Annotated in this window: 24 protein-coding genes and 1 other RNA gene; 13 read left to right on the top strand and 12 right to left on the bottom strand. The window is 64.2% G+C overall.

From position 1 onward, the window contains the following. Positions 1-62: 62 nt before the first annotated feature. From PSAL_RS11225 to PSAL_RS11200, 6 genes are all read right to left on the bottom strand, one after another. Positions 63-1,064: a BMP family lipoprotein gene (locus tag PSAL_RS11225; protein ID WP_119837652.1), complete on the bottom strand. Its 1,002-nt coding sequence runs from the start codon at positions 1,062-1,064 to the stop codon at positions 63-65. A gap of 153 nt (positions 1,065-1,217) precedes the next feature. Further along, positions 1,218-1,640 (bottom strand): GNAT family N-acetyltransferase, encoded by a 423-nt coding sequence (locus PSAL_RS11220; protein WP_119837653.1) that lies wholly within the window; start codon positions 1,638-1,640, stop codon positions 1,218-1,220. Continuing rightward, entirely contained in the window at positions 1,637-2,266 is a 630-nt protein-coding gene (gene tsaB, locus PSAL_RS11215) for a tRNA (adenosine(37)-N6)-threonylcarbamoyltransferase complex dimerization subunit type 1 TsaB (RefSeq protein WP_119837654.1), read from the bottom strand. Before tsaB ends, PSAL_RS11220 begins: the two co-directional genes overlap by 4 nt. Then, on the bottom strand, positions 2,256-2,822 hold the full coding sequence (locus PSAL_RS11210) for a NifU family protein (protein WP_119837655.1): 567 nt from the start codon (positions 2,820-2,822) through the stop codon (positions 2,256-2,258). Before PSAL_RS11210 ends, tsaB begins: the two co-directional genes overlap by 11 nt. 103 nt (positions 2,823-2,925) lie before the next feature. Beyond that, complete coding sequence (locus PSAL_RS11205; protein WP_119837656.1) at positions 2,926-3,846, bottom strand: hypothetical protein; 921 nt, start codon at positions 3,844-3,846, stop codon at positions 2,926-2,928. A 78-nt stretch (positions 3,847-3,924) separates the two neighbouring features. Beyond that, positions 3,925-4,380 carry a universal stress protein gene (locus PSAL_RS11200; RefSeq protein ID WP_196222676.1) on the bottom strand — a complete coding sequence of 152 codons (456 nt, stop codon included), beginning with the start codon at positions 4,378-4,380 and terminating at the stop codon, positions 3,925-3,927. Between the two features lie 167 nt (positions 4,381-4,547). Between PSAL_RS11200 and rnpB the strand changes: the two genes are divergently transcribed. The 4 genes from rnpB (at position 4,548) to PSAL_RS11180 (ending at position 7,007) form a co-directional block, all read left to right on the top strand. Then, an RNA gene (rnpB, locus tag PSAL_RS11195) (RNase P RNA component class A) lies at positions 4,548-4,973 on the top strand. A 302-nt stretch (positions 4,974-5,275) separates the two neighbouring features. Beyond that, complete coding sequence (locus PSAL_RS11190) at positions 5,276-5,941, top strand: PRC-barrel domain-containing protein (protein WP_196222677.1); 666 nt, start codon at positions 5,276-5,278, stop codon at positions 5,939-5,941. Between the two features lie 180 nt (positions 5,942-6,121). Continuing rightward, positions 6,122-6,289, top strand: coding sequence for a 50S ribosomal protein L33 (rpmG, locus tag PSAL_RS11185; protein ID WP_007799108.1), 168 nt, complete (start codon positions 6,122-6,124; stop codon positions 6,287-6,289). Between the two features lie 109 nt (positions 6,290-6,398). Then, a complete protein-coding gene (locus tag PSAL_RS11180; protein ID WP_119837659.1) occupies positions 6,399-7,007 on the top strand; it encodes a GNAT family N-acetyltransferase in 609 nt (202 codons plus the stop codon). 158 nt (positions 7,008-7,165) lie between these two features. Here the strand turns inward: PSAL_RS11180 and PSAL_RS11175 are convergent, their stop codons facing one another. Beyond that, a complete protein-coding gene (locus PSAL_RS11175) occupies positions 7,166-7,933 on the bottom strand; it encodes a DeoR/GlpR family DNA-binding transcription regulator (RefSeq protein WP_269212574.1) in 768 nt (255 codons plus the stop codon). A gap of 63 nt (positions 7,934-7,996) precedes the next feature. Here PSAL_RS11175 and PSAL_RS11170 point away from each other — a divergent pair, with 63 nt between their 5' ends. The 5 genes from PSAL_RS11170 to PSAL_RS11150 all read left to right on the top strand — a co-directional run bounded on the left by PSAL_RS11170 (position 7,997) and on the right by PSAL_RS11150 (position 12,790). Continuing rightward, a complete protein-coding gene (locus PSAL_RS11170; RefSeq protein WP_119837661.1) occupies positions 7,997-8,641 on the top strand; it encodes an SLOG cluster 4 domain-containing protein in 645 nt (214 codons plus the stop codon). Between the two features lie 52 nt (positions 8,642-8,693). Further along, the gene (locus PSAL_RS11165; RefSeq protein ID WP_196941849.1) at positions 8,694-9,761 is read left to right on the top strand and encodes an ABC transporter ATP-binding protein; all 1,068 of its coding nucleotides are present in this window, start codon (positions 8,694-8,696) and stop codon (positions 9,759-9,761) included. After that, the gene (locus PSAL_RS11160; protein WP_119837663.1) at positions 9,758-10,645 is read left to right on the top strand and encodes a carbohydrate ABC transporter permease; all 888 of its coding nucleotides are present in this window, start codon (positions 9,758-9,760) and stop codon (positions 10,643-10,645) included. The genes PSAL_RS11165 and PSAL_RS11160 overlap by 4 nt, the downstream gene beginning before the upstream one ends. Continuing rightward, complete coding sequence (locus PSAL_RS11155; protein ID WP_119837664.1) at positions 10,642-11,454, top strand: carbohydrate ABC transporter permease; 813 nt, start codon at positions 10,642-10,644, stop codon at positions 11,452-11,454. Before PSAL_RS11160 ends, PSAL_RS11155 begins: the two co-directional genes overlap by 4 nt. Before the next feature lie 91 nt (positions 11,455-11,545). Further along, positions 11,546-12,790, top strand: a complete 1,245-nt coding sequence (locus tag PSAL_RS11150; RefSeq protein WP_119837665.1) for an extracellular solute-binding protein — start codon at positions 11,546-11,548, stop codon at positions 12,788-12,790. 238 nt (positions 12,791-13,028) lie between these two features. Here the strand turns inward: PSAL_RS11150 and PSAL_RS11145 are convergent, their stop codons facing one another. Both PSAL_RS11145 and PSAL_RS11140 read right to left on the bottom strand, forming a co-directional pair. Beyond that, on the bottom strand, positions 13,029-13,766 hold the full coding sequence (locus PSAL_RS11145) for a Bax inhibitor-1/YccA family protein (protein ID WP_119837666.1): 738 nt from the start codon (positions 13,764-13,766) through the stop codon (positions 13,029-13,031). Positions 13,767-14,096: 330 nt separating this feature from the next. Then, a complete protein-coding gene (locus PSAL_RS11140; RefSeq protein ID WP_119837667.1) occupies positions 14,097-14,309 on the bottom strand; it encodes a DUF1127 domain-containing protein in 213 nt (70 codons plus the stop codon). Between the two features lie 126 nt (positions 14,310-14,435). On the opposite strand from PSAL_RS11140, the gene PSAL_RS11135 reads away from it, so the two are divergent. Next, positions 14,436-15,320, top strand: coding sequence for a LysR family transcriptional regulator (locus PSAL_RS11135; protein ID WP_119837819.1), 885 nt, complete (start codon positions 14,436-14,438; stop codon positions 15,318-15,320). Between the two features lie 45 nt (positions 15,321-15,365). On the opposite strand, the gene PSAL_RS11130 is transcribed toward PSAL_RS11135, so the two are convergent. Beyond that, positions 15,366-16,322: an NADPH:quinone oxidoreductase family protein gene (locus PSAL_RS11130; RefSeq protein WP_119837668.1), complete on the bottom strand. Its 957-nt coding sequence runs from the start codon at positions 16,320-16,322 to the stop codon at positions 15,366-15,368. 344 nt (positions 16,323-16,666) lie between these two features. Here PSAL_RS11130 and PSAL_RS11125 point away from each other — a divergent pair, with 344 nt between their 5' ends. The 3 genes from PSAL_RS11125 to PSAL_RS11115 all read left to right on the top strand — a co-directional run bounded on the left by PSAL_RS11125 (position 16,667) and on the right by PSAL_RS11115 (position 19,296). Next, positions 16,667-17,035, top strand: a complete 369-nt coding sequence (locus PSAL_RS11125) for a helix-turn-helix domain-containing protein (protein WP_119837669.1) — start codon at positions 16,667-16,669, stop codon at positions 17,033-17,035. Between the two features lie 116 nt (positions 17,036-17,151). Beyond that, positions 17,152-17,952 (top strand): histidinol-phosphatase, encoded by an 801-nt coding sequence (gene hisN, locus PSAL_RS11120; protein ID WP_119837820.1) that lies wholly within the window; start codon positions 17,152-17,154, stop codon positions 17,950-17,952. Positions 17,953-17,955: 3 nt separating this feature from the next. Beyond that, positions 17,956-19,296, top strand: a complete 1,341-nt coding sequence (locus PSAL_RS11115; RefSeq protein WP_119837670.1) for an 8-oxoguanine deaminase — start codon at positions 17,956-17,958, stop codon at positions 19,294-19,296. Between the two features lie 7 nt (positions 19,297-19,303). Here PSAL_RS11115 and PSAL_RS11110 read toward each other — a convergent pair whose 3' ends face one another. Together PSAL_RS11110 and guaD are read right to left on the bottom strand one after the other, a co-directional pair. Further along, positions 19,304-19,774: an ion channel gene (locus tag PSAL_RS11110; RefSeq protein ID WP_119837671.1), complete on the bottom strand. Its 471-nt coding sequence runs from the start codon at positions 19,772-19,774 to the stop codon at positions 19,304-19,306. Between the two features lie 15 nt (positions 19,775-19,789). After that, positions 19,790-21,088, bottom strand: coding sequence for a guanine deaminase (guaD, locus tag PSAL_RS11105; RefSeq protein WP_119837821.1), 1,299 nt, complete (start codon positions 21,086-21,088; stop codon positions 19,790-19,792). Positions 21,089-21,098 lie beyond the last annotated feature (10 nt).

Raw genomic sequence — 21,098 nt, 5'->3', positions numbered from 1 at the left:
CGCGCGCCACGCAGCCCCTGCGCAGAAAAACGGCAGGGCCCTGAGGCCCCGCCGATCCGGCTTTAGAAGGTCAGAGCCGGGCAGGAGTCGTCGGAGGTGTAATCATGCACTTCCAGCTCGCCCGATTCGATCATGGCTGCGGCGCCATAGACTTCGGACAGGGTGGTGAAGGGGATGATCTGTTCGTTGTAGCCATCCAGCGAGAAGCCGACGCCACGGTTGGACAGGTCCTTGGTGATGACACCGGTCTCCAGGTCTTCGCCGGCGGTCATCGCGTCATAGACGGCGTTGTCGACACGCTTCAGCATCGAGGTCAGCACCGAACCGGGCTGCAGGTAGTTCTGGTTGCTGTCCACGCCGATGCTGTAGATGCCTTCGTCCGCAGCGGTCTGCAGCACACCGAGGCCGGTTGCACCCGCGGCCGCGAAGACCACGTCGGAGCCGTTCGAGATCTGCGCCTTGGTCAGTTCGGAGCCCTTGACCGGGTCAGCCCATGCGGTCGGATCGGTGCCGGTCATGTTCGAGATGACCTCGGCCTCCGGGTTCACGGCCTTGACGCCCTGGGCATAGCCGCAGGCGAACTTGCGGATCAGCGGAATGTCCATGCCGCCGACGAAGGAGACGGTGTTGGATTCCGTCGCCAGGCCCGCGATCATGCCCACCAGGTAGGAGCCTTCTTCCTCGGCAAAGCCGATGGAGAGGACGTTGGGGTTGGCTTCGGGGTCGACCCAGCCGTCGATGGTGACGAACTTGGTGTCGGGGTAATCGCCCGCGACATTGGCGATCGGGGTCGAGAACGAGAAGCCCGAGGTGATGATCGGGGTAAAGCCCTGCTCGGCGAAGCGACGCAGCGCCTGTTCGCGCTGTGCTTCGGACGTCATCTCGATGTCCTTGAATTCGCCGCCGGTCTCGGCAGCCCAACGGGTCGCGCCGTTGAAGGCAGCTTCGTTGAACGACTTGTCGAACTTGCCGCCCAGGTCGTAGATCAGCGCGGGGTCCGCTGCTGCGGCGCTGACGGTCAGCGTCAGCGCGGCGGCGCTCAGAAGTTTGGTCTTGAGGGTCATTCGTCTCTCCCAGTTGCTCGGCCGTTTGTCTGATCCCGCGGCCTTCGGCTTTGTTCGGATCGGGTCATCAGGACAGTTTAGGTCAAAGGGCCTTGCGGTGGTCAATAGCAATCTCTGACCGTTTGGTAGAGAAAGCCGCCATGTCCCGCAGGGTCACCCGAGTTGTTTGCACAGGATTTCAGCGTCAATCAAGCCGCCATCGGGCTTGCGGTAGTAGCGCGGACGCCGTCCGACCTGCCTGTAACCGGCGGCGGCATAAAGCGCCTTGGCGGCCAGATTGTCGGTCGCCACTTCCAGGAAGGCCTTTTTGCACCCCAGGTCCATGGCCCGGCGTTCGAATTCCCCGAACATCGCCAGCCCATGCCCCTGCTGCCGCGCCGCGGGGGCGACGGCGATGGTCAGCACCTCGACCTCATCCAGCACCTGCAGAGCGAGCAGGAAACCTTCTGGTCGCGTGATGAGAAATGAGGCGTCTTCCCCGAGGATTTCCTCGAACTCCGCCTCGCTCCATGGGCGCGGGGTGGTGAAGCAGCGGGCATGAAGGCGCGACAGGCCAGCCGGTGTCCAGGTCGTCACGGCAGGATCCGGGGCGGTGCGTCGCGGGGCGGGGCGGCATCGGCCGGGCGCAGGTAGAAGGGCGCGGGCGGCTGCGGCTGCGCGCCCTTGGCGGCGGCGGCGCGGGCAATGGCAATGGCCGGGTTCACGGGCGCGTCGTCGCCGGCGCCCCTGATCGCGCCCAGCAGGGCCATTCCGGGGGCTTGCAGATCCGGCGGGATCTGGTCGGCGGCGAAGATCTGTGCCTCGGAAACGCCGTCTTTGGTCCAGAGCTGTCCATAAAGCTGATCGCGCGGCGCGGGGAGAGTGGCAAGCATCGGGCGCGGCGCGTCCAGTGCAAGCGCCTCGAAACCGGTGACGCCGATCGCGGGGATCTTCAGCGCCAGCGCCAGCCCACGCACCAACGCCACGGAGATCCGCAAGCCGGTGAAATTGCCCGGCCCGGTGCCGACCGCCAAAGCGGTCAGGTCGGACCAGCTGAGGCTGGCGTCACCCAGCAGGTCTTCCAGCAGCGGGACCAGGTGTTCGCCCTGGCCCTTGGCCATGGGATCGCGCCGTTCCGCGAGGATGACCCCATTGCATAGCAAAGCGGCCGCGCAATGCGCGGCCGATGTGTCGAAGGCCAGAAGGCAGTCGTCAGACGGCAACAGGCCGGACCTCGGTCACCTCGGGGATGTAGTGGCGCAGCAGGTTCTCGATCCCCATCTTCAGCGTCAGGGTCGAAGACGGGCACCCCGCACAGGCGCCCTGCATGTAAAGATAGACGACCCCCCGGTCGAACCCGTGGAAGGTAATGTCGCCACCATCCTGCGCAACGGCGGGCCGCACGCGGGTGTCGAGCAGTTCCTTGATCTGGTTGACGATGGCACCATCGGGCCCGTCATGATCGGCATGACCCGAGGCGGCAGGCGCGCCGGCTTCGTTCATCACCGGCTGACCGGATTGGAAATGTTCCATGATCGCGCCGAGCAGGGCGGGCTTCAGGTGATCCCATTCGATGCTGTCGGTCTTGGTCACGGTAACGAAATCGGTGCCGAAGAAGACCCCGGTCACGCCGTCGACGGAAAACAGGCGCTTGGCCAGCGGAGATTTTTCGCCCGCTTCGGCCGTCGGGAAATCCGCCGTGCCCGCGTCAAGCACGGTCTGGCCCGGCAGAAACTTCAGCGTCGCGGGATTCGGTGTGGATTCGGTCTGGATGAACATCGGCGGACCCTTTCTGGCTTGGACCCCGATATGCGCCTTCCGGTCCCGCCTGTCAAGATTTGGAACCGTTCTAAATTGGCTCGGGGTGTGGTCTTGGTGCCCCTCAGGGCGCCAGCGCCAGCAGATCCATCAACGGGCTGTCCGCGGGGATGCCGGGCAGACCCGTATTGCCGTCGCGCATCCCGTGCACCATGAAGTTGGCCCTGCCGATATTGGCGGGCGCGGCAGAGATCGACAGCAGCCGGCTTCGCCCATCTTCTCCCGGCAGCGCGCGCGTCATGTAGTAATGATAATGTCCGGTGCTTTCCACCACGCCCGAGGTGATGCGCGTGCCATCGACCGTCCGGGTGCCGCCGCCCAGCAGGGCGTCGCGGTTTTCCTCAAGCCAGTTGTGCCAAGTCTCGAGGTCTTCGTCGCCAAGGTTCATCTGCATCAGGAACAGCGTCCCGTGATCAACCTGCGAACTGATGTCGATATCCGGGTCATGGGCCGCCATCAATCCGTCCGGGCTCGAGATCGTCTTGTCGAAGATCTCGTAATAGCGGTCGCCCCAGTCGTTGCGTTCCCATTCGACGTTCAGGTCGTCCAGCATGCGGGCCATCTCGGCATTGGTGGGCGTGACCGGGTTCGAGAACTGGATGAGGCCGCCATCGGGATCCATTTCGGTCCAGTCCAGCAGGCGGGCGGGCTCCAGCCCGCGATAGGTGCGCGTGACCCGTGCCAGCGCCTTGTCTTCGTCGGAATCCCAGACCCCGTCGGGGCGTGCGGAATATCCCCGCGCCAGAAGCAGCGCGTATTCCAGCTGCTCGATGTCTTCGGGGGACAGTCCCTCGGCACTGAAGGCCACAGCGGGGTCGCTGAAGCTTGCTGCTGGCTGGCCGGGTGTTTCCATGGTGCGGGAGGCGACGGACTTGCGGGTGACGCGGGTTTCCTGGGCCTGGATCGCAGGGGGCAGGATCGCGAGGGCAAGAAGGCTTGCGACAAGGCAGTGGGCGCGGCGGGCGGCGGAACGTCTTGCTAACATGGGGCCTTCTTCTTTCGTCTTGGTCTTGATCGGGACCTGCCGGTCGATCGTGTCAGTGGTGTCAGGGGCAGGGGCGTGTCAGGTGATGGCTTCCAGGCGTTCCTTGGAAAGATCCTCCGGCACGATGGTAATCGGCACGGGCAGGCTGGCGGCATTGCGGCTCATGTGGCTGACCAGCGGGCCGGGGCCGGATTTGCCCGCAGCCGCGCCCAGCACCAGCACGCCGATGTCGCTGTCTTCGCGGATCAGGCCGAGGATCTGTTCAAAGGGCTCGCCTTCCCGGATGATCAGTTCGGGTTCGATGTTCTGCCGGTCGCGCATCCATTTGGCGAAGACCTCGAAATGGGCTTCGATCCTTTCGCGTGCCTCGGACCGCATGATGTCGCCGACACCGATCCAGTGATTGAACTCTTCCGGCGGGATGATCGACAGGATGGCGACGCCGCCGCTCGAATGCGCCGCCCGCATCGCAGCGAAGCGCATGGCGTTCAGACATTCGCGGCTGTCGTCCAGAATGACGAGAAACTTGCGCATGGGGTCCCCTTCTTTCGCCGGTGATATTGGCGCAAAGCCCCGGTTCGGGCAACGCCAAAGGCGGAGCCGTGGCAGCAGGGGCATCGGGGACGTTGCTCGGGCAGTCACGCTTCGGGTCCCGCCGACGATTGACCGCAGCCGCCGGAAGGCGCTATGGGAGCCCTCGCGCGGAGGGCCGGATGGCCGCGGGGGGTGACCTCCGAGGAAAGTCCGGACTCCATAAGGCAACGGTGCCGGGTAACGCCCGGCGGGGGCAACCCCAGGGAAAGCGCCACAGAGAACAGACCGCCCTGATCGGCCCTTTCGGGTCAGGTTCGCGAGAATGGTCAGGGTAAGGGTGAAACGGTGCGGTAAGAGCGCACCGCGGGACGGGCAACCGGACCGGCATGGCAAGCCCCACCGGGAGCAATGCCGAATAGGGATCTCACGCGGGGCCCGCCATCTGGCGGCGTCACCGCAGGGCCGCCTTGGCCCGGAGATCCGGGTTGGCAGCTAGAGGCACAGGGGTAACCCTGCGCCAAGATGAATGGTCATCGAACCGGTTCCGGAGACGGGCCGGGGAACAAAATCCGGCTTACAGGCCCTCCGCGCATATATCTTCCCTCAAACTGTCCCGCGGACGCAGGTGGGCGCGCCGCGCGACACATGCGTGAATCCGCTTGGATCATCCGGTTCCCCGGCTTTTTTGCGCCGCCTGTCCGCGAAGTGCAGCTTGGGTGGGAACCTGCCGATCAAGAGCGTGTTCAGTGGCCGTTTGGCGCCTATGGCGGGCGCTGCGGTGCGGCAAGGGGAACGTCCGCGCCCCGCTCAGGTTGAGCTGGTATCAACGCTCTGCCAGGGCCTGCCGTCTTCGGATCGCATCCCTCCCCAGAGCCCCGTCTCAGGAGGAAAGACAATGACCAAGTTCTTCGCTACCACGAGCCGCGCGGCCCTGATCGCCCTGATCGCCGCCGCCCCGATGTCCGCCTTTGCTCAGGATGCAGAGCCGGCGCAATCCGACATGATGGAAGCCCCCGCTGACGACAGCGTCGACATGCCCATGGAAGACGGCGGGGCAGAGATGAACGCCGAAACCGACAGCGCCGTCATCGACGATCCGGCGGCCCCTGCGGCCTCTGACGACATCATGGCTGACGAGGCGACCGACGAAGCCCCGGCCAAGCCGGTCGAAGGCCAGATCACCCTGCAGGATGAAAACACGATCCTCGCGGCCGATCTGATCGGTGCCACCGTCTATTCCCAGGCTGACGAAGTCGTGGGCGATATCGACGACCTGATCATCGGGCTCGACGGCACGGTTCATGGCGTGATCATCGGTGTCGGCGGGTTCCTCGGTATGGGTGAAAAGCATGTGGCTGTCGAAATGGCCGCGCTTGAAGTCATGACCGACGATTCGGGCAATCCGCGCCTGTTCACCTCGGCCACCAAGGAAGACCTTGAAGCGGCGCAGGAATTCGTCAGTGCCGAAGAACAGGAAGAGGCTGCCGATAACGCCGCCATGCAATCCGAGGCCGGCTCTGCGACCGGGACGGGCACCATGAACGCCGCACCCGTGGAATGACCCAATCGGCTTTTGGGCCTGCACAAGACAACAAATTGTATCGGGGCGGCTGCGGTCGCCCCCTTTTTGCATGAGAATCTCGGATTGGGTGGTTGACTCGCCGGACCTTCCGGGTAAAAGGCGGGCTTCAAGAGATTTCGCAGGCGGCAATCGAGGTGCGCCTGCTGTAGGAGAAGCAAAATGGCGAAGCCGACGACCATCAAGATCCGTCTGAACTCGACCGCGGGCACGGGCCATTTCTACGTGACCAAAAAGAACGCGCGAACCATGACCGAAAAGATGACCGTACGTAAGTACGATCCCGTGGTGCGCAAGCATGTCGAGTACAAGGAAGGCAAGATCAAGTAAGATCTTAACATCCTTTGAAACATGCAAAAGCCGCGCCGCAGAGCGCGGCTTTTTCATTTCGGGCCGCGCCCTGTCTCTTCCAAGCCTCCCGGAGACAAGGAGCCAGATCATGGCTGCCCTCGAACAGAATCCCCCCGATCTTTGCCTCGGATCGCCACAACGGCGTAATCTTGATGCCAAAGCCAGCGCGCCATCCGACCGGCTGGCCGATCACCCGGATCTGCTGATCCGTCCCGCCATGCCTGCGGACACCGAAGCGGTCAGCCGGATGCTCGCCCGGTCCTACCGCGCCCTTCTGGCGCCGGATTACGCACCCGCTCTGCTGCGCGAGGCGCTACCGCTGATTGGTCTGGCCCGCCCCGGCGTGCTGACCTGTGGCACCTATTTCATCGCAGAGATCGACGACCGTGTCCTGGCGGCGGGCGGCTGGACCGACCTGTCCCCCCATGGCGGCGCGGGACGTGTCGGAGAAGGGCACATGCGTCACCTTGCGGTCGATCCCGACGGGGTGACGCAGGGCCTTGGCCGGCGGATCATGGAGCGCGTCTTGCGGTCTTCTTCGGCCGCGGGCATCGAGGTGCTGCATTGCCAATCGACCCTGACGGCCCGTGGCTTTTACGAGGCAATGGGGTTTGACGCGCGGGCGGCAATCGATGTGCGGCTGCCGACGGGCCTGCTGTTCCCGGCGGTCCAGATGATCCGGCGTCAGGGGGTGTGAGCCGGATCGCGGCGGTCTTCCTCGCGCGGGGTTTCGCACCGGACCGAAAATCAAGGGGTTCAGGCGTTTGACGGAGGCTGCCGGCTATCGGGGCCGACATGGGCACAAGGGCGGGAAAGATCCGCCTCCGGAGCCTCGCAGGCAGTCCCGGCAGCGCCTCAGCCAATCTCGGTCGCGGCGGGGCTGTTCTGGCGCCAGATCGTTTCCGATTCGGTAATGACAGCCTGAAAGCGGCTGGTCGGGGCGATGGTAGAAAGCGCGGTTCGCCCGAACTTGCTTTTCGTGCACAGCAGGTAGGAGGACGATGCGGCCGCCATCGCCGCCTTCTTGACCGCGATCTTGGAGGTGTTGAAATCCATCACCCGCGCGGTGTCGTCGACGGCGGAACAGGCGATCAGCGCGACGTCGATCTGAAGGTCATGCAGTCGCAGGATAACCTCTTCGCCGGTCAGGGACCCGTCCCGGCCCGACAGCCGTCCGCCGATGACATTCACCTCATGGGCATCGGGGTCGAACAGCAAGGCGGTGCGGATGCTGGTGGTGAAGATCCGGAAACCGGCCCGTTGCGACAGCCGCGCGGCACAGCATTCGATGGTGGTGCCCACGTCCAGAAAGATGCTGGCACCCGCGGGGATCGCGGCCGCTGCACGGGCCCCGACCATCTGCTTTTCCTCGCGCGCCACGTCGCGCTTTGCCGCGTGATCCAGCCGCGCGGACTCGGCCGAGCCGATCGGGCCCGCTCCGCCATGAAAACGCTGCAAGAGGCCCTGTTCCGACAGGGTGATGATGTCGCGGCGCACGGTCTGGGCGGACACGCCGAACTCTTCGGCGAGCGCCTCGATTGTCACGAACCCCGATCTGAGGACGCGGTTCAGAACAACGCTTTGTCGTTGGGACAAATTTGGGGTTGTCTGCGGGTTTGTCATCAAAATGTGTAAATTATCATCCATTCGGTGGAAGAAAGTTTACACCAAAGAAAGAACGCCGCAATGCCCGATAGCCTTTCTCGCACCGAAGACGGTCGAATTTTTCTGGGTGCCAATGCGCTTTGCGGCGATGCCTGGGCCTGGCGTCCGGCAAGCAGGCCGCGGGCTGACGCCGTGGCGATCACCGCAACAGAGGCCCTGAAGGAGCTGTCCGGCACACGCCGGTTGCAGCAGTTGGTCGTCGGCTTGATCGGCCCGCGCGATGCCACGCCGGACCAGGTCGCGGCAGCCGAGGCCATCGGCCATGCCTTCGGGGGACTGGGCCTGACGGTGATCTGCGGCGGCCGTTCCGGCGTGATGGAGGCCGCTTGCAAGGGTTGCTGCGAAGCCGGTGGGCTGCCAATCGGTATTCTGCCGGGCACCGATCCGCAGGAGGCCAACCCCTTTGTCGCCATCCCCTTGCCCACCGGTTTGAACGAGGCGCGCAATATCATCATCGTCCGCGCCGCGCGGGTACTGGTGGCCATCGGCGATTCCCCGGGCACCCTGACCGAGGTCGCCTATGGTCTGCACTTCGGCAAGCCGGTGATCGGGATCGCGGGGGCCGCGCAACTTGATGGGGTTCACCACCTACCGGATGTCCCGTCTGCCGTCGATGCCGCCTTGCTGCACTTGCTGATGGGCCTGCCGATGATCGAGGCGGACTGAAATGCCCGATATCTTACATGCAAGTGGCGGGACAGGCATTCCGGCGCTCTCTTTGCGGAACGTCAGCAAGAGCTACGGCGAGACCGAGGTCGTCTCGGGTCTGTCCCTTGATTTGCACGCCGGTGAATTCGTCGCGCTTCTGGGGGCTTCGGGGTCCGGCAAGTCAACGACCCTGCGGATGTTGGCGGGTCTGGAGCGCCCGAGCAGCGGCAAGGTCATGATGGCTGGTCAAGACGTGACCGACTCGCGCCCGGCGGCGCGAAACATTGCGCTGATGTTCCAGAGCTACGCGCTTTATCCGCATCTGAGCGTGAAGCAGAATATCGCGACGCCGCTGCGGCAGGCGCAATTGTCCGCCCTTGCGCGGCTTCCCGGTGCGGGGTTGCTGAGCGCGTGCACGCGACGCCGGAACGCGGATATCGACAGGCGCACCCGCGACATTGCGCGGATGCTTCGACTGGATGGCCTGCTGGATCGCAAGCCGGGCCAGTTGTCCGGGGGGCAACAGCAACGCGTCGCGCTGGCGCGTGCGCTGGTGCGCGACCCGTCGGCCTTTCTGCTGGACGAGCCACTTTCGAACCTCGACACCGCCCTGCGCCACAGCACCCGCGAAGAGATCCGCGAGTTGCACCGCCGGACCGGCCATGCCTTCTTGCTGGTGACGCATGATCAGGCCGATGCCTTGTCGATGGCCGACAGGGTCGCGGTGATGATCGCGGGCCGCATCGCCCAATGTGCCCCGGCGGGGGATATCTATCACCGGCCCGCCAATCGGGACGTCGCCCGTTTCATCGGGGCGCACCGGATGAACATCCTGTCACCGGGGCCCGAGGCCATCGCCCTGCATCCGCGTGGGGCAAAGGACGAGATCGGCGTCCGGCCCGAGGCGCTGCGGATCGACCCCGAAGGCGGGCTTTCCGCCCGGCTGACCAGCGCGGCCTTTCACGGTGAGGAAACGCTGCTGCACCTCAGGACGGAAGGCGATGCCGAGCTTCTGGTCGTCACCGATGGCACTGCCCCGCTGGTTCCGCAGGGCGAGACGATGCGTTTCAGTGCCGAGGCCACGCGGCTGCATTGCTTTGACCCAACCACCGGCGACCGCCTGGAGATGGCATCATGAACCGGCGTGAAAGCCTTACCAACCTGGTGTTGGCGGGGCCGGCGGCGCTGGCGCTGGTGCTGTTCATTTTTCTGCCGGTGGCAGTGGTCTTCGTGCTGGCCTTCACGGACTATCAGATCGGCGCGCCCGGTATGGGATGGGTCGGTCTGGACAATTTTTCCAAACTGTTTGGCTCGCGGCTGGGACGCAACGCGATCCTCAACACGCTGACCTATGTGGCGATCGTCATTCCCGCCTCGGTCGGATTGGGTCTGCTGGTGGCCCTTGGTTTGCATGCGCTGGCGCGCAGCCTGCCGCGAATCGCCGCCATTCTGAAGGCCGTGTACTTCCTGCCGGTTGCCGCGACTCTGGTGGCCATGGCGGTGTCCTGGCAGATGCTGCTGCATCCGTCGCTGGGGTTGGTGAATGGCTGGGCCAGCGCGCTTGGCCTGCCCGCGCCTCTGTGGCTGAGCGACCGAAGCCTCGTTCTTTATACCCTGGCCGGGATCGGCGTCTGGCAGACCGTGGGATACAACATGGTGCTGTTCCTCGCCGGTCTCGCCGCCATTCAGCCGGCGCTTTACGACGCGGCCGAAGTCGACGGTGCCTCGCGTGGCTGGTCGCGCTTCTGGCTGGTCACTTGGCCAATGCTGGGGCCGACGACGCTGTTCGTGCTGGTCGTCACGGCGGCCAGCGCATTCCGCGTCTTTGAAACCGTCGCGACACTGACGAAGGGCGGCCCGGCCTTTGCCTCGGATACCATTGTCTATGCGCTCTACCGCGAAGGCTTTGTCTATTTCAAGGCAGGCTATGCCAGCGCCATCACGGTGGTCTTCTTCATCGCCCTGCTGCTGCTGACCGCGCTTCAGGTCTGGGTGGTCGAGCGAAAGGTGCACTACCGATGAAACGTGTCATCCTGCTAGGCCTGCTGGCCCTTGGCGCGGTCATGGTCCTGCTGCCCTTCCTCTGGATGGTGTCCGTTTCGCTGAAACCGCAGGAGGAGATCTTTACCGCCTCGGCCAGATTGGTGCCGCGCGCGCCGACACTGGCGAATTACTGGCAGGCGCTGACCCAGACCTCGATCCCGCGCTACCTGCTGAACGGTGTCATCGTGACGGGGGGCATCCTCGTGCTGCAGGTGCTGGTGTCGGTGCCCTGTGCCTATGCGCTGGCCCACCGCGACTTTCGCGGACGCGGGCTGCTGTTCGCGGCGATCCTCGCAGCCCTTCTGGCGCCCTTTCACGTGACGGCGATCCCGATCTTTCTGGGGCTGGCCAGGCTGGGCTGGCTGAACAGCTATGCGGCGCTGATCCTGCCCTTTACCGCCACGGCCTTTGGCCTGTTCCTGCTGCGGCAGGCCTTTGGCCGCATTCCGGGCGAACTCATCGATGCGGCCCGCGTCGATGGTCTGAGCGAAATGGCCATCGCCTGGCGCATCGCCTTTCCGCTGGCCATGCCGACGGTGATCGCCTTCGCGATCTTTTCGGTCACGGCGCATTGGAACGATCTGTTCTGGCCGATGATCGCCACCACCGACCCGCAGCTGGCCACGCCGCCGCGCGGCATCCTGTTCTTTCGGGATGCGGAAAGCGGCGACAATCCGGGCCCCCTGATGGCCGGGGCGGTGCTGATCACCGCGCCGCTGGTGCTGGCCTTCCTGCTCAGTCAGCGCCGGTTCACCCAAGGTCTGGCCAATACCGGGCTCAAGGGATGAGCCCGCATCGCACAACAAAGCAAGAGGCGGCGCACCGCCCGTTCCAACCCCTCTTCCTCTCACAAATGACCCGATACCCTAGGAGACAGACATGAAACGTCCACTTCTCGCAATTGGTCTGGCACTGGCTGCCGTGCCCGCATCCGCCGACACCAACCTGCGTGTCCATTACGCCATTCCGACCATCTGGGCCGATACGCAGGCGGCACTGGCCGAAGCCTTCATGGCCGCCAATCCGGATATCACCATCGAACTGGACGGTCCGGCCGAAGGCTATGGCGACGGCGTTCAGCGCCTGCTGCGTGAATCCGTCGCTGGCACCGCGCCCGATGTGGCCTGGGTTGGCCTGAACCTTTGGCGCGTGCTCGAGGCCCGCGACCTGGCCCAGCCGATGGACGACTTCCTGCCGGAAGACCCGGAGGCCATGGGCTATACCGGCGCGCTTCTGTCGCTAGGAACCTTCGAGGGGAACCAATATGCCTTGGGCACCTCGGCTTCGACGCTGGTGGCCTATGTCAACCCGGACCTGGTCGCCCGCGCCGGCGGCTCGATGGAGGACTTCCCCACCGACTACGACGGCATCATCGACCTGGCCGCAAAGATCGACGCCCTGGACGCCACCACCGAAGGCGTCTGGATCTCGCCTCATGACTGGCGGTTCCAGTCGCTTCTCGGCGCCCATGGTGGGCGGCCGATGAATGCGGAGGAAACCGAGATCACATTCGACAGCGAGGCAGGTATTGCGGCGGCGTCGCTATATAGCCGTTTTGCCGTCGAAGGCGGCATGTCCACCATGAGCGAAGACGACGCGCGGCAGGCCTTTCCCGCCGGGACACTGGGCATCATGTTCGAAAGCTCGTCCTTGATGACCCGCTTCTCCGAAGGGGCGGGGGACCGGTTCGAGGTGACGGTGAAGCCGATGCCGATCGTCGCCCCGGACGAAGAGGTCTACCTGCCCACCGGCGGGTCGGGCATCGTGATGCTGACGGACGACGCTGAAAAGCAGCAGGCGGCCTGGGATTACATCGCCTTCGTCACCAGCCCCGAAGCGCAGAAGATCATCGTTGAAACCACCGGCTACGCGCCCACCAATGCGCTGGTTGTCGAGGATGAAAGCTACCTTGGTGCCTTCTACGAAACGAACCCCAACGCCCGCGTCGCCCATGCCCAGGTCGCCCGCTATGCAGGCCCCTGGTATGCCTACCCCGGCGCGGAAGGCGTCGCGGTGACGGATGTGATCGCTGCTGACCTGCTGGAAATCGTCGATGGTGCGGATCCGCGCGCCACCATCGAAGAGCTTGCCGATACAACGCGCTCCATGCTTGGTTTCGACTGAGACCTGTTGATCGCGCGGCCCTGCAGGGGGCCGCGCGACATACGGGCGTTGCTTCCCCTTGCCGCTTTGCACGCGCGTCCTTTGCCGCTTTCGGATGCGACATGTTCCCTTCCGCGGCGCCGCCACCCAGACAGGGCGCGGGCGGGGGGCAAGGGCTCTTCCTTCTGCCGGACAACAAAAAACCCCGCCGAACCAGTGGCTCGGCGGGGTTGATCCGTGTCAGTCGGCGATCAGAAGATTAATTACGGTTGCCGAAGAATTGCAGCATGAACATGAACATGTTGATGAAGTCCATGTAGAGCGACAGAGCCCCCATGATCGCGGCCTTGCCCAGCCATTCCTTGTCACCGGTATGGGCCATTTGCAGGTAGGTGGTCTTGATCCGCTGGGTGTCATAGGCAGTCAGACCGGCAAAGATCAGCACGCCGATGGCCGAAATCGCGAATTGCAGTGCCGGGCTGGCCATGAAGATGTTCACGACCGAAGCGATCAGCAGGCCGATCACGCCCATGATCAGGAAGGCGCCCCAGCCCGAGATGTCCTTCTTGGTGGTGTAGCCGTAAAGCGACAGACCGGCGAAGGCGATGGCGGTGATCAGGAAGACCTGAGCAATGGAAACGCCGGTATAGGCGATGAAGATCCAGCTGAGCGACGCGCCCATGACGGCAGCGAAAACGTAGAAGAACAGCTGCGCGCCGGCGGCCGACAGGCGGTTGATCGCCGCGCCGAAAGCGAAGACCATGATCAGCGGTGCGAACATCAGGATCCAGCCGAACAGGTTCGGTTGCATCGTTTGCGGGTTGCGGAAGATCGCGAAAACCTCGGGCGTTGTGCCGACGGCCCATGCAACAAGGAAGGTCAGCAGCATGCCCACGGACATGGTGCCATACACCTTGTTCATATGGGCGCGAAGCCCTTCGTCGATCGCAGCGGTCCGTGTGCCGGCCGCAGTGCGCATCGTGTTGAATTCAGCCATTCAAGCCTCCGAATTAAATCCCTGTTCCCTCCATTGGGAGGGTTCTTGTTGAATATCGGTTAGCGCGGGCCATATTTCAAGATTTTCACGCGCAAGATGTGCGCCGAACCTTTCAATTTCGCGTGGATTTGACAGAAGGCGACAAAAAAGCCCCGCTAACCGGCCCGTGGCAGCGTGAAACGCCTGGGCAGTTTGCGGGGCAGACGGCCCGAGGGCCGCTGTTCCCCCGGCATCGCGACAATGCCGGGGTCACGGGGAGATGTTGCAGCAGTTAGATCAGGTGGCTGGCGCCAGATTGGCGGCCTGGTCGGGCCGGTTGGCCCGGTGGCATCAGAACCAGCGGTTCGGGGCGTCCCAGGCGGGGCGGCGCGCTTCGCGCTGAGCGTCTTCGGGACTGATCCCGATGTCACGCAGCAGGGCCGGGTCGAGGGATCCGAGCGCCTGACGTTCGCGCTTGATACCGATCATCATCATGAGGCGGCTGAGCGGAACGCGCAGCGACCGTTCTTGTGCCGGGGCGCGGGCAATCATGGAGTAGCTCATCGGACGTTCCTTTCATATTGGTGATGAGATTCGTTTGGTCGATAATTTCTATTGATGTGTATGCCGTGCTGTGGTGAATATTGAAAATGAATGTTTCTGAAGTTTTACATCAAGGAGATTGATGCAATGAGGAACCTGGACATGACCTCCTTGCGCAGCTTCGTAGCGGTTGCCGACCACGGCGGTGTGACGAAAGCGGCGGGGATGCTGAACTTCACACAATCTGCAGTGTCGATGCAGCTGAAACGCCTCGAAGACATGCTGGGGATCGCGCTGTTGGATCGGAGCAACCGGCGCGTCGCGCTGACGGCCGCCGGCGATCAGCTGCTGGGCTATGCGCGCCGCATCGTGGAAATGAACGACGAGGCCATGGCGCGGCTGACCAGCAAGAAATTCGAAGGCGAGATCGTCCTCGGGGTCCCGCATGATATCGTCTACCCGGTGGTGCCGCGGGTCCTGCAGCAATTCGCGGCGGAGTTTCCGCGCATGAAGGTGCAGTTGACCTCGGACTATACCAACAGTCTGAAAGAGCAGTTCGACCGGGGCGAGATCGACATCATCCTGACCACAGAGGCCTCTCCGGATGCGCGGGCCGAGGTTTTGGACGAAAGGCCCCTTTGCTGGATCGGCGCGCCGGGTGGTTCTGCCTGGCGGCAACGGCCCCTGCGGTATGCCTCGGGGCGCAGTTGCCTGTTCCGCCCGCTGTCCATCGGCGCGCTGGAAGCTGTCGGCATGGATTGGGAAAACGCCGTCGATACCTTTTCGGATCGCACGGTCGAGGCCACCGTCTCGGCCGATCTGGCGCTGACCACGATGATCGAGGGCACCGCCCCGGCGCAATTGTGCGAGGTCCAGCATGGCGGGGCGCTGCCCGATCTCGGGATGCAGCGCATATCGATGTATGTTCAGGACCGGTCCTCGCCCGAGGTCGCGCGGCGGGTGGCGGAACTGCTGCGGCGTGGCTACGCGGGCGACCTGCCGACGGCCATGCCGCAACGGGACGTGGCCTGAGCCGGGCAGGTTGAAACGAGCTGGCTGATCCCGGCAGAACCGGCGTTACATGGTGATGACGACCTTGCCCGTTGCCTGACGGCGGCGCAGGGTCTCGAACCCTTCCATGGCGCGGTCCAGCGGGAAATGGTGGCTGATCCGGGGATGGATGCGGCCTGCGCGGTACCAGTCCATCAGGGTGGCAAGGCTGTCGCGGGCCAGTTCGGGGCGCAGGGTGAAATAGGGCGACCAGTAAAAGCCCAGGATGTCGATGTTCTTGACCAGCATGTGATTGGGCCGGAACTCGGGCAGGGTGCCGCTGGCAAAGCCGATCAGGACGATCCTGGCCTCGGGATTGCAGGCGCGGAAGGCGGCCTTGAACAGGTCGCCGCCCACGGGGTCGTAAACCACATCCGCACCGCCGAGCGCCTTGATCTCGGTGCGCAGGTCGCAGGTTTCGCTGTCGAGGAAATGATGCGCCCCGGCGGCGAGCACGGCGTCCTTCTTGTCGGCGCCCGCAGCCACCCCGATGACCTTCGCCCCCAGAATGCGGCCGATTTCCGTCGCCGTGGTGCCGACGCCGCCCGTGGCCCCCAGCACGACGAGGGTTTCGCCCGGTTGCAGCCGGGCACGATGGGTCAGCGCGATATGGCTGGTGCCATAGGCGACCTGCATCGCCGCCGCGATATCGGAGGGCATGTCATCGGGCAAAGGCACTGCGCGCGACGCCGCGAAGACTCCCATCTCGGCCAGCCCGCCCGCGCCGCCGAAAACCGCGACTCGCTGGCCGGGGTGCAGGGCGACTCCCTCTCCGACGGCGGAAATGCGGCCTGCGGCCTCCATTCCCGGGGTGAAGGGCAAGGGCGGCGTATCCTGATACGTTCCTTTCAGCATCAACAGATCCGCGAAATTCAACGCACATGCCTCAATTTCCAGCAGGATTTCCCCGGCGGCCGGAACGGGTACGTTCATCTCTTCCAGTGCGGGTGCGGTTTCAGCCGCGTTACATCGCAGCGCCTTCATGGGAGCCGGCACCATTGTTCAATGAAATTCGTCAGATAGTTCACTTTGCCACCTCCACGGGATCGCATCGGGTCACTCCAAAACAATGCTGCATCGCGGAATTTGTTGCAACAACGTGATAAGCTTGTGAAGTCAAATTCCCTTGCGGCTCTTCTGTCAATTGAGTTAACCACATCGTTAGTCAGCTCTTTCGGGAGCCTAAAACTTGCTTACGTATGTAAAGCTGTTACGATCAGGACGCGCTGTAGGGATGTGCGGCGCATCAAATGCAACCCAGACCTGAATAAGCCGCCGAGCGGCTTTTTTGCGCATGGCGCGTTGTCAGGTCACCTTAGGAGCCGCGAATGACTCATCCTGTAGATGTGCACGTTGGCAAACGTGTGCGACATCGCCGTTGGCTGGTCGGAATGACCCAGCAGCAACTGGCAGAGCGTGTCGGAATTAAATTCCAGCAGATCCAGAAATACGAAACCGGTGCAAACCGTGTCAGCGCTTCCCGCCTCTGGGATATCGCCGATGCGCTCGACGTGCCGGTCAGCTTCTTCTTCGAAGGCATCGAAGCTGAAACATCCGCGCATTCCGCAGGCAACGTGCCGGGCGATGTGATGGGTGACAAGGAAGCGCTTGACCTCATCCGGTCCTATTACGCGATCCCGGAAAACCAGCGCCGCCGCCTGTTTGATCTGGCCCGCGTGCTGAGCGACGTCGCTTGAGTTGACCCGCGGGGCGCGTTAGCCCTGTCCCGGACGGCGAGTGCCATTTGCATTGCCGTCCAGGGCGCCCGGACAGACCGGTCGCAAGGATCCGGCGAGGCCGGGCAGGGGGCATGATGGACGCGCAGCAACGCGAAATACTCGACACAGCACATGAGATGGCCGATGCCGCAGGCTCGGCCATCTTGCCTTTCTTCCGTCAGCCCGACCTGTCCGAAGACAACAAGCTGGCGGGTGGATATGACCCGGTGACCGAAGCCGACCGCGCGGCGGAACAGGCGATGCGGGACATCCTGGCGCGCCGCCGCCCTCAGGACGCCATCCTGGGTGAGGAATTCGGCGCGACCCCCGGAAGCAGCGGGTTGACCTGGGTGCTCGACCCGATCGACGGGACGCGGGGATTTGTCAGCGGCACACCGACCTGGGGCGTGTTGATCGGGCTAAGTGATTCTGCCCGTGTGCATATGGGCATGATCGACCAGCCCTATATCGGCGAACGTTTCTGGGGTGGTTTCGGTACGGCGCAAATGCGTGGGCCAAGGGGCCAGTCGCAACTGACTGTCAGCGCCCGGACGACCCTGTCGGAGGCCGTCCTTTTCACAACCTTCCCGGAAGTTGGCACGCCCGAAGACCGCGTCGCCTTCGAAGCGGTCTCGGCCTGCGTCAAGCTGACCCGATATGGGATGGATTGTTATGCCTATGCGCTTTTGGCCTCCGGTCAGGTTGATCTGGTGGTCGAATGCGGACTCAACTCCTACGATATTCAGGGGCCGATCGGGGTGATCGAGGCCGCGGGCGGCGTCGTCACCGACTGGCAGGGTGGTCCGGCCCTGCAGGGGGGCCGCGTCCTGGCCGCCGCCAACAGGTCGCTTCACAAAGCGGCACTGGACATTCTCGGGGCGATGTCAAAGATGTGACATATGGACAAGCCTCAGCTGATCCGCGGCGCGGATCACATCCTGACGATGGACGATCAGCGGACCGAACTTTTCGGGGCTGATATCCTTGTCGCTGGCGGGGTGATCCGCACCATCGGCCCCCGTCTTGATGTCCAGAATGCCGAGGTGATCGATGCCCGTGGCTGCATCGTGACGCCGGGTCTGGTGAACACCCATCACCATCTCTACCAGACCCTGACGCGCGCCGTGCCCGGCGGGCAGGATGCGCTGCTGTTCGGCTGGTTGAAGACACTTTATCCGATCTGGGCGCGCTTCGGTCCGGCCGAAATGCATATCTCGGCCGTGATCGGGCTGGCGGAACTGGCACTGTCGGGCTGTTCGATGAGCTCGGATCATCTCTATCTCTATCCCAACGGATCCCGGCTGGAGGACACGATCGAGGCCGCCGCGCGGGTCGGTTTGCGCTTCCATCCGACGCGCGGGGCCATGTCGATCGGCGAAAGCCTTGGCGGCTTGCCCCCCGACAGCCTTGTGGAAAGCGAAGCGGCGATCCTTGAAGATTGCATTCGCGTCATCGACGCCTTCCACGACCCGTCCGACGGGGCGATGGTCCGGGTCGGGATCGCGCCTTGTTCGCCCTTCTCGGTCAGCCGCGAGTTGATGCGCGACGCGGCCCTGCTGGCGCGGGACAAGCGGGTGATGCTGCACACTCACCTGGCTGAAAACGATGAGGATATCGCCTATTCGCAGGCCAGGTTCGGGTGTCGTCCGGGACAATATGCCGAGGATCTCGGCTGGACCGGGGATGACGTCTGGCATGCCCATTGCGTGAAGCTTGATCCGCAGGAGATTTCGCTGTTTGCCCGCAGCGGCACCGGCGTCGCCCATTGCCCCTGTTCGAATTGTCGCCTCGGCTCGGGCATCGCGCCGGTGCGTGCGATGCGGGATGCGGGCGTGCAGGTGGGTCTGGGCGTCGACGGGTCGGCCAGCAATGACGCCGGCAACCTGATCGCCGAGGCGCGCCAGTCCCTGCTGTTGCAACGCGTCAGCCGGGGCGCCGACGCCATGAGCGCCCGCGAGGCATTGGAGATCGCCACCCGTGGCGGCGCCGATGTGCTGAACCGCTTCGACTGTGGTCGCCTCAGCCCCGGCAAGCGCGCCGATATCGCGATCTGGGATGTCACCGGCATCGAATGCGCCGGCAGTTGGGACCCCGCCGCTTTGCTTCTGGCCGGACCGATGAAGGTCAAGCACCTGCTGGTCGAAGGCCGCCAGGTTGTGCGCGACGGCCAGATGCCGCATCTCGACCTGCCGCTGCTGATCGAGGAACAGAACCGCCGGGCGCAGGCCCTGGCGGGATAGCGCGCGCTCAGGTCGGCAAGGCCGGTTTCGCGGCGGCCTTGGCCGCGGCATCCTGTGCCAGACGTACCCGGCGCACCATGTCCAGGATCATGGCCGAGATCATGCCGATATAGATGAAGCCGTTGACCGCGGTGATGCCGCCCAACAGGCGCCATTCCTGCGGCATGGCGATGTCGTTCAGACCCAGCGTGGTGAAGGCGACGATCGAGAAGTACAGCGCATCGCTGATATTGTCGAAGATCCCGAGCGCCTTGTAGCACCAGGCCCAGGCCCAGACGTTGAAGATCACCATGGCCAGGGACACGGCGATGGTGGCCGACATCATTGCGATCAGACGTGGGGCATGGGGCGCGCGGGTGAACCAGGGAAGCGACCGGGCAAGCCAGGATTCCAGCCCGAAGAAAGACAGGACCGAGACCACCATGGACCCGGTGACCATGACGAATCCGACGACGAATACCGGTAGCATATCATTCATTTCCTTGGCTGGCCGTCAGGCACCGATGGCCTGGCGACCGGCGATCCAGACCGCCTGCACGGCGCGGTCGTCGCCCATCATGATGGTCGGGAACAGTGCTTCCCACAGGTCCCCGGCGCGGGCGGACCGCTGCGCGATTGCAGGGGTCGAGCCGAGGTCGAGCACGGTGATATCCGCTTCGCTGCCCGGTGCCAAGGTGCCGATCCGGTCGGCCATGCCGATGGCGCCTGCGCTGCCGGCGGTCGCCAGCCACAGAAGCTGTGCAGGATGCAGCGCCACGCCGCGCAACTGACCGACTTCATAGGCCGCCGCCATGGTGCGCAGCATCGAGAAGTTCGACCCACCCCCGGTATCCGTCGCCAGGCCCACCCGCAGCCCTTGGGCCTTCAGCCCGGCCATGTCGAACAGGCCCGAGCCGATGAAGGTATTCGAGGTCGGACAATGCACCACTGCCGCGCCGACCTCGCGCAGGCGATCGATTTCGCGCGGCTCAAGGTGGATCGCGTGGCCGTATAGCCCGTTGGCCCCCAGAAGCCCGTGCTGTTCATAGGTATCAAGGTAATCGCGCGCCTGCGGGTAAAGCGAGCGGACCCAGTCGATTTCATCGGTCTGTTCCGACAGGTGGGTCTGCATCAGGCAATCGGGATGTTCTGCCCAGAGCGCCCCGAGCGCGGCCAGTTGGTCGGGCGTCGATGTGGGCGAAAAGCGCGGCGTGATGGCATAGGATATCCGTTCCTGCCCATGCCATTTTTCCAGCAACGCGCGGCTTTCGTCATAGGCGCTTTGGGCCGTGTCGCGCAGCCCGTCGGGGCTGTTGCGATCCATGCAGGTACGCCCGCCCACGACCCGCTGCCCACGCCTGGCGGCCTCGGCAAAGAAGGCTTCTACGCCGGCGGGGTGGATGGTGCAGAAACTGACCATCGAGGTGGTGCCGTTGGCGGTGGTCAGGTCAAGGTACCGCGCGGCGATCTCGGCGGCGTAGTCGGGATCGGCAAAGCGCGTTTCCTCGGGGAAGGTATAGGTGTTCAGCCAGTCGATCAGCCGCTTGCCCCAGCTGGCGATCATCGCGGTCTGGGGGAAATGCACATGGGCGTCGATGAAGCCGGGCAGGATCAGGCCCTGTCCGTAGTCGACCACGCGGGCCCGCGGATAGGCCGCCGTGATCCGGTCCACCGGGCCCCGGTCCAGGATCTGCCCGCCCCGGATCACCAGGGCACCGTGTGCTTCGATCCGGGTGCATTCCGCGAGAGGGGCCGCGAAAGGGTCGCCGGTAAAGTCGACAAGCTGGCCTTTCATCAGGATCGTTTCGGCCATCTTTTCGCAC

The sequence above is a fragment of the Pseudooceanicola algae genome, from assembly GCF_003590145.2.
In the GTDB taxonomy this organism is placed as follows: Bacteria; Pseudomonadota; Alphaproteobacteria; order Rhodobacterales; family Rhodobacteraceae; genus Pseudooceanicola; species Pseudooceanicola algae.
This window is presented reverse-complemented; position numbering and strand designations above follow the sequence as displayed.

Excerpts from the sequence above, each read along its gene's own strand:
- PSAL_RS11135 (WP_119837819.1), top strand. The coding sequence starts at position 14,436 with ATGAGGAACCTGGACATGACCTCCTTGCGCAGCTTCGTAGCGGTTGCC.
- PSAL_RS11200 (WP_196222676.1), bottom strand. The coding sequence starts at position 4,380 with ATGCGCAAGTTTCTCGTCATTCTGGACGACAGCCGCGAATGTCTGAAC.
- PSAL_RS11170 (WP_119837661.1), top strand. The coding sequence starts at position 7,997 with ATGCCCGATAGCCTTTCTCGCACCGAAGACGGTCGAATTTTTCTGGGT.
- rpmG (WP_007799108.1), top strand. The coding sequence starts at position 6,122 with ATGGCGAAGCCGACGACCATCAAGATCCGTCTGAACTCGACCGCGGGC.
- PSAL_RS11110 (WP_119837671.1), bottom strand. The coding sequence starts at position 19,774 with ATGAATGATATGCTACCGGTATTCGTCGTCGGATTCGTCATGGTCACC.
- PSAL_RS11145 (WP_119837666.1), bottom strand. The coding sequence starts at position 13,766 with ATGGCTGAATTCAACACGATGCGCACTGCGGCCGGCACACGGACCGCT.
- PSAL_RS11125 (WP_119837669.1), top strand. The coding sequence starts at position 16,667 with ATGACTCATCCTGTAGATGTGCACGTTGGCAAACGTGTGCGACATCGC.
- PSAL_RS11150 (WP_119837665.1), top strand. The coding sequence starts at position 11,546 with ATGAAACGTCCACTTCTCGCAATTGGTCTGGCACTGGCTGCCGTGCCC.
- PSAL_RS11210 (WP_119837655.1), bottom strand. The coding sequence starts at position 2,822 with ATGTTCATCCAGACCGAATCCACACCGAATCCCGCGACGCTGAAGTTT.
- PSAL_RS11155 (WP_119837664.1), top strand. The coding sequence starts at position 10,642 with ATGAAACGTGTCATCCTGCTAGGCCTGCTGGCCCTTGGCGCGGTCATG.
- PSAL_RS11175 (WP_269212574.1), bottom strand. The coding sequence starts at position 7,933 with ATGACAAACCCGCAGACAACCCCAAATTTGTCCCAACGACAAAGCGTT.
- PSAL_RS11205 (WP_119837656.1), bottom strand. The coding sequence starts at position 3,846 with ATGTTAGCAAGACGTTCCGCCGCCCGCCGCGCCCACTGCCTTGTCGCA.
- PSAL_RS11190 (WP_196222677.1), top strand. The coding sequence starts at position 5,276 with ATGACCAAGTTCTTCGCTACCACGAGCCGCGCGGCCCTGATCGCCCTG.
- PSAL_RS11130 (WP_119837668.1), bottom strand. The coding sequence starts at position 16,322 with ATGAAGGCGCTGCGATGTAACGCGGCTGAAACCGCACCCGCACTGGAA.
- PSAL_RS11115 (WP_119837670.1), top strand. The coding sequence starts at position 17,956 with ATGGACAAGCCTCAGCTGATCCGCGGCGCGGATCACATCCTGACGATG.
- PSAL_RS11180 (WP_119837659.1), top strand. The coding sequence starts at position 6,399 with ATGGCTGCCCTCGAACAGAATCCCCCCGATCTTTGCCTCGGATCGCCA.
- guaD (WP_119837821.1), bottom strand. The coding sequence starts at position 21,088 with ATGGCCGAAACGATCCTGATGAAAGGCCAGCTTGTCGACTTTACCGGC.
- hisN (WP_119837820.1), top strand. The coding sequence starts at position 17,152 with ATGGACGCGCAGCAACGCGAAATACTCGACACAGCACATGAGATGGCC.
- PSAL_RS11160 (WP_119837663.1), top strand. The coding sequence starts at position 9,758 with ATGAACCGGCGTGAAAGCCTTACCAACCTGGTGTTGGCGGGGCCGGCG.
- PSAL_RS11225 (WP_119837652.1), bottom strand. The coding sequence starts at position 1,064 with ATGACCCTCAAGACCAAACTTCTGAGCGCCGCCGCGCTGACGCTGACC.
- PSAL_RS11140 (WP_119837667.1), bottom strand. The coding sequence starts at position 14,309 with ATGAGCTACTCCATGATTGCCCGCGCCCCGGCACAAGAACGGTCGCTG.